This window comes from Streptomyces sp. NPDC127098 (assembly GCF_042722465.1).
GTDB lineage: Bacteria > Actinomycetota > Actinomycetes > Streptomycetales > Streptomycetaceae > Streptomyces > Streptomyces millisiae.
Genome location: NZ_JBHXFJ010000055.1, coordinates 43,312 through 53,384, shown reverse-complemented (window position 1 = coordinate 53,384; position 10,073 = coordinate 43,312). Strand labels below are relative to the sequence as shown.

8 protein-coding genes are annotated in these 10,073 nt (G+C 73.4%); 2 read left to right on the top strand and 6 right to left on the bottom strand.

Features of this window, described 5'->3' with window-relative positions; genetic code table 11:
- Window positions 1–109: 109 nt before the first annotated feature.
- Window positions 110–790 (bottom strand): response regulator transcription factor, encoded by a 681-nt coding sequence (locus ACFWI8_RS27740; RefSeq protein WP_132821217.1) that lies wholly within the window; start codon window positions 788–790, stop codon window positions 110–112.
- Complete coding sequence (locus ACFWI8_RS27735; RefSeq protein WP_387096891.1) at window positions 787–2,097, bottom strand: sensor histidine kinase; 1,311 nt, start codon at window positions 2,095–2,097, stop codon at window positions 787–789. The genes ACFWI8_RS27740 and ACFWI8_RS27735 overlap by 4 nt, the downstream gene beginning before the upstream one ends.
- A gap of 181 nt (window positions 2,098–2,278) precedes the next feature.
- Here ACFWI8_RS27735 and phoU point away from each other — a divergent pair, with 181 nt between their 5' ends.
- Window positions 2,279–2,953, top strand: coding sequence for a phosphate signaling complex protein PhoU (phoU, locus tag ACFWI8_RS27730; protein WP_311604949.1), 675 nt, complete (start codon window positions 2,279–2,281; stop codon window positions 2,951–2,953).
- A 428-nt stretch (window positions 2,954–3,381) separates the two neighbouring features.
- Here the strand turns inward: phoU and ACFWI8_RS27725 are convergent, their stop codons facing one another.
- Both ACFWI8_RS27725 and ACFWI8_RS27720 read right to left on the bottom strand, forming a co-directional pair.
- Window positions 3,382–4,668, bottom strand: coding sequence for a sensor histidine kinase (locus ACFWI8_RS27725; RefSeq protein WP_387096888.1), 1,287 nt, complete (start codon window positions 4,666–4,668; stop codon window positions 3,382–3,384).
- Between the two features lie 73 nt (window positions 4,669–4,741).
- Window positions 4,742–5,500, bottom strand: coding sequence for a phosphoglyceromutase (locus tag ACFWI8_RS27720; protein WP_387096885.1), 759 nt, complete (start codon window positions 5,498–5,500; stop codon window positions 4,742–4,744).
- 74 nt (window positions 5,501–5,574) lie between these two features.
- On the opposite strand from ACFWI8_RS27720, the gene ACFWI8_RS27715 reads away from it, so the two are divergent.
- Window positions 5,575–8,238 carry a SpoIIE family protein phosphatase gene (locus ACFWI8_RS27715; RefSeq protein ID WP_387096883.1) on the top strand — a complete coding sequence of 888 codons (2,664 nt, stop codon included), beginning with the start codon at window positions 5,575–5,577 and terminating at the stop codon, window positions 8,236–8,238.
- Here the strand turns inward: ACFWI8_RS27715 and ACFWI8_RS27710 are convergent.
- Both ACFWI8_RS27710 and mshA read right to left on the bottom strand, forming a co-directional pair.
- A complete protein-coding gene (locus ACFWI8_RS27710) occupies window positions 8,226–8,732 on the bottom strand; it encodes a YbjN domain-containing protein (protein ID WP_387096880.1) in 507 nt (168 codons plus the stop codon). The genes ACFWI8_RS27715 and ACFWI8_RS27710 overlap by 13 nt on opposite strands.
- Complete coding sequence (gene mshA, locus ACFWI8_RS27705; RefSeq protein WP_387096877.1) at window positions 8,725–10,071, bottom strand: D-inositol-3-phosphate glycosyltransferase; 1,347 nt, start codon at window positions 10,069–10,071, stop codon at window positions 8,725–8,727. The genes ACFWI8_RS27710 and mshA overlap by 8 nt, the downstream gene beginning before the upstream one ends.
- Window positions 10,072–10,073 lie beyond the last annotated feature (2 nt).

The following is a 10,073-nucleotide window of genomic DNA, read 5'->3' as shown; positions in this document are numbered from 1 at the left end:
TCAGCCACCGCGTCGCCCCAGCGGTGTGTGGGGGGGGGGGGGTGGGACAGCTCCACCCCCCCGCCTCTCGCGTGGTCGGCCGACGTCGCGGCCACGCCGCACCCGCGGCCTACGGCTCGAACTTGTAGCCGAGGCCACGCACCGTGACCAGGTAGCGCGGGGTGCCGGGGTCGGGCTCGATCTTGGCCCGCAGGCGCTTGACGTGGACGTCGAGGGTCTTGGTGTCCCCCACGTAGTCCGCGCCCCAGACGCGGTCGATCAGCTGCATCCTGGTGAGCACCCGTCCGGCGTTGCGCAGCAGCATCGCCAGCAGGTCGAACTCCTTGAGCGGCAGGTCCACCTTCCGGCCGGAGACGGTGACCACGTGCCGGTCGACGTCCATCCTGACCGGTCCCGCCTCCAGGGCGGCCGGGCTCTCCTCCTCCGACTCCCCCCTGCGGCGCAGCACCGCGCGGATGCGCGCCACCAGCTCGCGGGAGGAGAACGGCTTGGTCACGTAGTCGTCGGCCCCTATCTCGAGGCCGACCACCTTGTCGATCTCGCTGTCCTTCGCGGTCACCATGATGACCGGTACGTTCGATCGGCCCCTGAGCTGGCGGCAGACCTCCGTGCCGGGCAGGCCCGGCAGCATGAGGTCGAGCAGCACCAGGTCGGCGCCGTTGCGCTCGAACTCGTCCAGCCCCTCGGGACCCGTGGCCGCGGTGGCGACCTCGAAGCCCTCCTTGCGGAGCATGTACGACAGAGCGTCGCTGAAAGACTCCTCGTCCTCGACTACGAGCACTCGGGTCACGGGAGGACCTCCCGGGCGGTTTCGTTGGTGCGGGTGGTGTGGTCGGGCTCCGTCGCCCCGTCGGCGTCGACGCCGTCGGGGAACTCGGCCGGTTCGTGCAGGGTGCCACCGAACCCCTCGCGCTTGCGTCGGGCGGCCAGGTGGCGTTCCCGCGCGCTGCCGGGCTCCGGCAGCCGCAGGGTGAAGGTGGAGCCCTGACCTTCAGCGCTCCACACCATGACTTCCCCGCCGTGCGAGGCTGCCACATGCTTGACGATCGCGAGCCCGAGGCCGGTGCCGCCGGTCTGGCGGGAGCGGGCCGGGTCGACGCGGTAGAAGCGCTCGAAGATGCGCTCCTTGTCGGTCTCGGGGATGCCGATGCCCTGGTCGGTCACGGCGATCTCGACCAGGTCGCCGCCGGGCGCGGAGACCTGGGAGCCGGCGATGGCGACCCTGGTGTGGGGCGGGCTGTAGTTGACCGCGTTCTCCACCAGGTTGCCGAGGGCGGCGGCGAGCTGCCCGCGGTTGCCCCAGACGGCGAGGCCCGCGGTGCCGCCGGAGGCGATGGTGATCTGCTTGCTCCCGGCGTGCTGGCGGCAGCGGTCGAGCGCCTCGGTGACCAGTTCCTCGACGGGCACCAGCTCGGCGGCGGTGAGCATGTCGTTGTCCTGCACCCGGGAGAGGTCGATCAGCTCCTGGATGAGGTTGGTGAGCCGGGTGGCCTCCTTCTGCATCCGGCCGGCGAAGCGGCTGACGGCCTCGGGGTCGTCCGCCGCGTCGAGCACGGCCTCGGAGAGCAGGGAGAGCGCGCCGGCCGGGGTCTTGAGCTCGTGGCTGACGTTGGCGACGAAGTCGCGGCGGACGGCCTCGATGCGGCGGGCCTCGGTGAGGTCCTCGACCAGCAGCAGCACCAGGCGGGCGCCGAGCGGCGCGGAGCGGGCGGAGACGGCGAGGACATCGGCGCGGCCGAGCTTGCCGCGCTTGGGCACGTCGAGCTCCAGCTGCCGTATCTCGCCGTCGCGGCGGGTGTCGCGGGCCATCTTCAGCATCGGCTCGACGGCGAGCCGGCCACCGCGCACCAGACCGAGGGCGTAGGCGGCCGAGCTGGCCTTGACGACGCCGTCGTGCTCGTCGAGGACGACGGCCGAGGAGCGGAGCACGGACAGCACGGTGTCCACGCCCGGCGGCAGGACCGCCTCGGCCGGCTGGGCCGTGCGCGGTGGCCTGGTTCGTTCGCGCTCGCTCAGCCGGAATGCCAGCATGGCAACCACGCCGGTGCAGAGACCGGCTATCGCTGCCACTGCGGCGACCGCCGCGTTCACGTCCATATCCTCAGGTTATGCGGGGCTTGCCCACTGACCACAGGTGTGACTGAAGATGCTCTTCCGGCCGCCCGCGAGAGTTCACCTTGCCGACAGCGATGATTCACTTGACGGGGCGGAAACGGCCGCTTTACGAGCAGAGCTTGTGACGGACAGAGCAAGGCGGGCGGAGGAAGGACGAGAGGTCATGCGTGACGCATACCACGAGGAGCTCGACGCGATCAGCGACAACCTGGTCGAGATGGCGAGGTTCGTCGGTTCGGCGATCGGTAGGGCGACGACGGCGATGCTGGACGCCGACCTGAAGCTCGCGGAGAGCGTGATAGAGGCCGACGTGAAGGTCGACGAGATGCACCGCGACCTGGAGAACTCGGCCATAGCACTGCTCGCGCGGCAGCAGCCGGTGGCCACGGACCTGCGGATCGTCGTCACCAGCCTGCGGATGAGCGCGGACCTGGAGCGGTGCGGGGACCTGGCGCAGCACGTGGCGAAGGTGGCGCGGCTGCGGTTCCCCGACTCGGCGGTGCCGAGGGATCTTTCGGCCACCATCCTGGAGATGGGCCAGCTGGCGCAGCGGCTGATGGCCAAGGCGACGGAGGTGCTGATCACCAAGGACGTCGAACTGGCGATGCAGCTGGAGCAGGACGACGACGAGATGGACTCGCTGCACCGGACGCTCTTCAGCCACCTGCTCGACGACCGCTGGCGCCACGGGATCGAGACGGCGGTGGACGTGACGCTGCTCGGCCGCTACTACGAGCGCTTCGCCGACCACGCGGTGTCGATCGCGCGCCGCGTCGTCTACCTGGTGACGGGCGAGCACGCCGACGAGTTCGCGCCGGAACCGGAGACGACGGCCTAGCCGGCCGGGCTTGGACGGCGGTTCTTCCCCCACCCACCCGCCCTTTTCCCGCGGCGCGGCCACCGGCGCCGGGCCGCAGGCGGCAGGCCGCGGTTCGTGGCGCCCGCCAGGCGGCAGGCCGCGCTGCGCGCGCCTGGCCGGCCGGCTGCGGGCGCGTACCCGGTCCCACCCGGGGCCCGGGGCGAAGCCCCGTGCGCTGGTGCGCCCCTGTGCGCGGGTTGTCGGGGGTGGGGGTGGCGGCCGTCCATGGGGGGAGGACGATCTGAGGAGGGTCCATGGAGGCGACACCCCTGCCCGCTCCCGTGACACCGCCCGGGGAGCGTCGGCCGCTGCCGTTGCTCGGTGGGTGCGGTTGCGGTTCCGGTTGCAGCTGCGGCTGTCAGTCGGGGTCCGCGTGTCAGTGCGGGGGCAACTGCGGCTGATCCTTTTCAGTCCCTGGGGTCCCGCCCGAGGGGGGTGGGACCCCAGGGCAGCTCCGCCACCAACTCGAACTCCGTGCCCGAGGCGCTCGGCCCGTGCCGCAGCGCGCCGCCCTCGAGCGCCACGCGCTCCTCGAGGCCGGCGAGGCCGGCGCCCGAGCCCGGGATCTCGGCGGCCGAGGGGCGCGCCGGCAGCGCGCTCCGCACCGCGACCGTGAGGCCCTGCCCGGGCGCGCCGCCGATGGCCACCTGGACGGGCGCCCCCGGCGCGTGCTTGCGCGCGTTGGTCAGGCCCTCCTGCACCACGCGGTAGGCCGTGCGCTGCACGGTGGTCCTGAGCGCCGCCGCCGCGCCCGCGTCCACGTCGCGGGTGTAGACGACGCGCTGGCCGGCCCGCTCCGCCTCGGTGACGAGCCCGCCGATGTCGGCCACGCCGGGCTGCGGGCCGCCCTCGCCCTGGCCGCGCCCGCGCAGCACCGTCAGCACCTCGCGCAGCTCCTCCAACGCCTGGTGCGCCGTGTCCCTGATGACGCGCGCGCTGTCGCCTATCTCCGTGTCGCTGAGCGGCTTGGCGCCGCCCGCCGCGGCGTCGGTGCGGTAGGCGAGCGCGCCGGCGTGCACCGAGAGAAGCGAGATGCGGTGCGCGAGCACGTCGTGCATCTCGCGCGCGATGGCCTCGCGCTCGGTGCGCCGCGCGTCCACCAGGCGTCTGGTGTGCTCGGCCCGCTCCCGCCTGGCGTCGGCCCGCAGCCGGACCACGAGCTGGCGGCGCAGCCGCACGCTGGCGCCCCAGACGAAGAAGAACAGGTAGTAGGCGATCATGAACGAGACGGCCATGTAGCCGCCGTCGTGCGGGACGCTGTACTCGACGAGGTAGGGCGTGAGGACGGCGAAGTGCGCCCCGAGGACCAGCAGCGCGGTGGACAGCGGCAGCCGCAGGCCGAGGTTGAGGATGCCGAAGGTGACCGCGCCGAAGCCGCAGCTGGAGAACGCCGTGACGGGGAGGAGGGCGAGGCCGATGGCCAGCGGGTGCTCCCGGCGCCACCAGATCGCCAGGCAGGCGAACGCGCCGAGCCAGGGGTCGACGGTCGACATCCAGTCCGGCAGGTAGAACCGGCTGGGCAGGTCGATCAGGAGCAGCAGCCAGACGGCGGCCGAGAGGGCGAAGAACAGGCCGTCGACCGCCCAGTCCCGGCCGGTGCGACGCGGGCGGGCGCTGCTGCCCTCGGCCAGCAGCTCCCCTGGCAGCAGCCACCGCTGCTCCCATCCGTCGCGCAGCGCCCCCGTATCGGTCATGTATACGAGATTAAGGGCTCGCCGGCCGCCGGCCGGGGGGAAGGACCGGCCGGCGGGACGTGGGCGCGGTGGGCTACTTCTTGCCCTGGTTCTTGACGGCCTCGATGGCGGCCCTGGCGGCCTCCGGGTCCAGGTAGCGGCCGCCGGGGGTGACGGGGCGGAAGTCGGCGTCCAGCTCGTAGAGGAGCGGGATGCCGGTGGGGATGTTGAGGCCCACGATCTCCGCGTCCGAGATGCCGTCCAGGTGCTTGACCAGGGCGCGCAGGCTGTTGCCGTGCGCGGTGACCAGCACGGTGCGGCCGGTGAGGAGGTCGGGGACGATGCCGTCGTACCAGTAGGGCAGCATCCGGACGACGACGTCCTTCAGGCACTCGGTGCGCGGCCGCAGCTCGCTCGGGATGGTGGCGTAGCGCGGGTCGTCGCTCTGCGACCACTCGGCGCCGTCGGCGAGCTCCGGCGGCGGGGTGTCGTAGGAGCGGCGCCACTTCATGAACTGCTCCTCGCCGAACTCGGCGAGGGTGGCGGCCTTGTCCTTGCCCTGCAGGGCGCCGTAGTGCCGCTCGTTGAGCCGCCAGGAGCGCCGGACGGGGATCCAGCCCCGGTCGGCGGCGTCGAGCGCCAGGTTGGCGGTGCGGGTGGCCCGCTTGAGCAGGGAGGTGTGCAGCACGTCGGGGAGCAGGCCGGCCTCCTTCAGCAGCTCGCCGCCGCGGACCGCCTCCTTCTCGCCCTTCTCGTTCAGGTTGACGTCCACCCAGCCGGTGAACAGGTTCTTGGCGTTCCACTCGCTCTCGCCGTGGCGGAGCAGGATCAGCTTGTACGGTGCGTCGGCCATGAGGCCGAGAGTAGACGGCACCCCCGTGCGGCGGCGGATCGCCCCCGGGATCACCTCCGGTGCAAAGTGGAGGAATGAGGGCATTTCGCTCTGGCCCACGCCTGCGGAGCGTCGTCGGCCAGATGTTCATCCTCCAGGTGGTGATCACGCTGCTGCTGGTCGCCGCCGGGGTGGGTGCCCTCGTGCTGGAGAAGCGCCACGAGAAGCGCGCCGCGGCCGCCGAGCGCGCCCTGGTGGTGGCCCAGACCTTCGCCAACTCGCCGGGGATCGTGCGCGCCCTGCGCTCGGACGACCCGTCGGCCGAGCTCCAGCCGAGCGCCGAGGCGGCCAGGAAGGCCACCGGCGTCGACTTCATCGTGGTGATGGACCCCGACGGCATCCGCTACACCCACCCCAACCCCGACCAGATCGGCAAGCGCTTCATCGGCACCTTCAGGCCAGCCGCCCAGGGCCATGTGGTGCGGGAGCAGGCCACCGGCACGCTCGGCGCCTCGGAGCGCGCGGTGGTGCCCGTGCGGGACGGGGACGGCCGGGTGATCGGGATGGTCGCGTGCGGCGAGACGCTGCGCAAGATCAACCTGATGGTCAGCAGCGAGCTGCCGCTGCTGTTCGGCGCGGCCGGCGTCGCGCTGGCCCTGACCATCGGCGGCGCCGCGTTCGTCAGCCGGCGGCTGCTACGGCAGACCCGGGGCCTGGGGCCCAGCGAGATCACCCGACTGTACGAACTCCACGACGCGGTTCTGCACTCGGTCCGCGAGGGCGTGCTGATCCTGGACGAGGACTGCCGCCTGCTGCTGGTCAACGAGGAGGCGCGGCGGCTCCTCGACCTGCCGGAGGACACGACCGGCAGGCCCCTCGGCGACCTAGGCCTCGACGAGGCCACCCAGGAGCTGCTCAGCAGCGCGGAGGACGTCACGGACGAGGTGCACCCGGCCGGCGGCCGGCTGCTCGCCGTCAACCTGCGCCACACCACGGGCCGCGGCGGCCCGCCGGCCGTCGTGGCCACGCTGCGCGACACCACCGAGATCCAGGCGGTCTCCGGCCGCGCCGAGACCGCCCAGCGCCGGCTCGGGCTGCTCTACGCGGCCAGCGTCCGGATCGGCACCACCCTGGAGATCACCAGGACCGCGGAGGAGCTGGTGGAGGTCGCCGTGCCGGAGTTCGCCGACTACGTCAGCGTCGACCTGTCGGAGACCGTGCTGCGCGGCGACGAGCAGCCGGGCACCGACATCAGGATCAGACGGATCGCCGCCGGCGGCATCACCGCCGACCACCCCCTCTACCCCTCGGGCCAGGCCCTCTCCCTGCGCCCTGAGACGGCCGAGGTGATGGGGCTGCGCGGCGGCCGGGCCCAGCTGGAGACCGACCTGCGCGGCACCGACTGGTGGCGGGCCGGCGACGAGGAACACGCCAGGCGGCTGCTCGACCTGGGCCTGCACTCGCTGATCTCCACGCCGCTCCAGGCGCGCGGGGTGGTGCTCGGCGTGGCCAACTTCTGGCGCTCCCGGGAGGGCGCGCCGTTCGACGAGCAGGACCTGGAGCTGGCCGAGGACCTCGCCGCGCGCACCGCCGTCACGGTGGACAACGCCCGCCGCTACGCGCGCGAGCACGAGATGGCCGCCACTCTCCAGCGCAGCCTGCTGCCGCGCGAGGTGCCGGAGCAGAACGCGGTGCGGGCCGCCTACCGCTACCGGCCGGCCGAGGCGGTGGGCGGTGACTTCTTCGACGTGATCCCGCTCTCCGGCGCCCGGGTCGCGCTGGTCGTCGGCGACGTGGTGGGCCACGGACTGCACGCGGCCGCCACCATGGGCCGGCTGCGCACCGCCGTGCACAACTTCGCGGCGCTCGACCTGCCGCCCGACGAGCTGCTCGGCCACCTGGACGAGCTGGCCGACCGGGTGGACCGCGACGAGGCGGGGTTGGACGGCGCCACCGGCACCATCACCGGCGCCACCTGCCTGTACGCGATCTACGACCCGGTCGAGGGCGTGGTCACCATGGCGCGCGCCGGGCACCTGCCGCCGGCGCTGATCCTGCCCGACCACTCGGTCTCCTTCCCCGAGCTGCCGGCCCAGCCGCCGCTGGGCGTCGGCGGCATGCCCTTCGAGACCGCCGAGCTGCGGCTGCCCGAGGGCAGCGCCCTGGTCCTCTACACCGACGGCCTGGTGGAGGCCAGGCAGCGGGACATCGACCGCGGCCTTGGGCTGCTGGCCGACGCGCTGCGCCACTCGGCCCTGCGGGACGAGGACCCGGACGACATGTGCGACGCGGTGCTCGACGAGCTGCTGCCGCCCCGTCCGGGCGATGACGTGGCGCTGCTGGTCGCCCGCACCCGGATGCTCTCGCCCGACCAGGTCGCGGTGTGGGACGTGCCGACGACGGCGGCGGCCGTCGCGCCGATCCGGGCCGCCGTCAGCGAGCGCCTCGACGAGTGGCGGCTGAGCGAGATGGCGTTCATCACCGAGCTGATCCTGACCGAGCTGATCACCAACGCCATCCGGCACGCGTCGGGCCCCGTACGGGTGCGGGTGCTGCGCGACCGGACGCTGATCTGTGAGGTGTCGGACTCCAGCAGCACCTCGCCGCACCTGCGGAACGCGAAGGACACCGACGAGGGCGGGCGCGGCCTGTTCATGGTGGCGCAGTACGCCGAGCGCTGGGGCACCCGCTACACGCCGGAGGGCAAGGTCATCTGGGCCGAGCAACGGATGCCGGCCGGCTGGCGTCAGGAGTCCTGAGCCGGCCTGGTGAGGTGCGCGAAGGCGTCGAGGTTGCGGGTCGACTCGCCGCGGGCCGTGCGCCAGGCGTACTCCTTGCGGATGGCGGTGGCGAAGCCCAGCTCCAGCAGGGTGTTGAACGAGCCGTCCGCCTGTTCGAGGACGGTGCCGAGCAGCCGGTCGATCTCCTCGGGGGTGATCGCGGCCAGCGGCAGCCGGCCCACCAGGTAGACGTCGCCCGTCGCGTCCACCGCGTAGGCCACGCCGTAGAGGCGGGTGTTGCGCTCCAGCAGCCAGCGGTGCACGGCGGCCGCGTTCTCGTCCGGGCGGCGGATCACGAAGGCGTTCACCGAGAGGCTGTGCCGGCCGACCACCAGCGAGCAGGTGGTGGACAGCTTGCGGGTGCCGGGCAGGGTGACGACGTACCGTCCCGGCGCCGGGCTCTCCCACTCGGCGCCGCTCTCCCGCAGCGCCGCCTCCAACGCACCTGCCGCACCCTCGACGCCGTCAGCCATGGGCCGATCGTAGCCCGCGGCCGGCCCGGAACCGCCTGGCCTCCACGGCCGCCCGGTAGACCTCCAGGGTGCCGGCCGCCGTGGCCTCCCAGCCGAAGCGGCGGGCGTGCCGGGCGGCCTCCGCGCCGAGCCGGCCGGCGTGCGCGGGGTCGGCGAAGCGGCGCAGCGCCGCCGCGTACTCCACCGGGTCGTGGCCGTCGATCAGGTAGCCGGTGGCGCCGTCCCGCACCACCACGGGCAGCCCGCCGACGGCCGCCGCCACCACCGGCGTCCCGCACGCCTGCGCCTCGACGGCGACCAGGCCGAACGACTCACTGTAGGACGGCATCACCAGCACGTCGGCCGCCCGGTACCAGTCGGCGAGCTCCGCCTGCGAGACCGGCGGCCGGAAGCGCACGAGATCGCCGATGCCCAGCCTGGCCGCCAGCTTCCGCATCCGCTCGGGACGGGCGAGCCCGGTGCCGCTCGGCCCGCCGACCACCGGCACCAGCAGCCGCCGGCGCAGCGCCGGCTCCGCGTCGACCAGTTCCCGGACGGCCTGCAGCAGGATGTCGGGCCCCTTCAGCGGCTGGATGCGGCCGGCGAACAGCGGGATCAGCGCGTCGGCCGGCAGCCCGAGCCGCTCCCTGGCGGCGGCCCGCCCGTCCCCCGGACGGAAGGTGGCCAGGTTGACCCCGGGGTGGACGACGGCGGTGCGCAGCGGGTCGGCGTCGTAGTGGCCGACCAGCTCGGCGGCCTCGCCCGCGGTGTTGGCGATCAGCCGGTCGGCGGCCTGCACGATCTGCGTCTCGCCGATGACCCGGGCCGCGGGCTCCGGGGTGTCGCCGGTGGCCAGCGCCGCGTTCTTCACCTTGGCCATGGTGTGCATGGTGTGCACCAGCGGCACCCCCCAGCGTTCGGCGGCCAGCCAGCCGACGTGCCCGGAGAGCCAGTAGTGCGAGTGCACCAGGTCGAAGTAGCCGGGCGGCTGTTCGGCCCAGGTCTGCATCACGCCGTGCGTGAAGGCGCACAGTTGCGCCGGCAGCTCCTCCTTGCTGAGCCCCTCGTAGGGGCCGGCCTCCACGTGCCGCACCCGCACCCCCGGCACCAGCTCGACGGTGGGCGCGAGCCCGCCGGCCGTCGCCCGGGTGAACACCTCCACCTCGATGCCGAGCGCCGCCAGCTGCCGCGACAGCTCCACGATGTAGACGTTCATGCCGCCGGCGTCTCCGGTGCCCGGCTGGTCGAGCGGCGAGGTGTGCACGCTGAACATCGCGACCCGGCGGACGTGTGGCACAGCGGCTCCTGCTCGTCGCTTGGGGGAACTTCGGGGAAGGGACCAGGAGGTGCAACCCGGCACCG

Excerpts from the sequence above, each read along its gene's own strand:
- ACFWI8_RS27735 (WP_387096891.1), bottom strand. The coding sequence starts at position 2,097 with ATGGACGTGAACGCGGCGGTCGCCGCAGTGGCAGCGATAGCCGGTCTC.
- phoU (WP_311604949.1), top strand. The coding sequence starts at position 2,279 with ATGCGTGACGCATACCACGAGGAGCTCGACGCGATCAGCGACAACCTG.
- ACFWI8_RS27725 (WP_387096888.1), bottom strand. The coding sequence starts at position 4,668 with ATGACCGATACGGGGGCGCTGCGCGACGGATGGGAGCAGCGGTGGCTG.
- ACFWI8_RS27720 (WP_387096885.1), bottom strand. The coding sequence starts at position 5,500 with ATGGCCGACGCACCGTACAAGCTGATCCTGCTCCGCCACGGCGAGAGC.
- ACFWI8_RS27715 (WP_387096883.1), top strand. The coding sequence starts at position 5,575 with ATGAGGGCATTTCGCTCTGGCCCACGCCTGCGGAGCGTCGTCGGCCAG.
- ACFWI8_RS27710 (WP_387096880.1), bottom strand. The coding sequence starts at position 8,732 with ATGGCTGACGGCGTCGAGGGTGCGGCAGGTGCGTTGGAGGCGGCGCTG.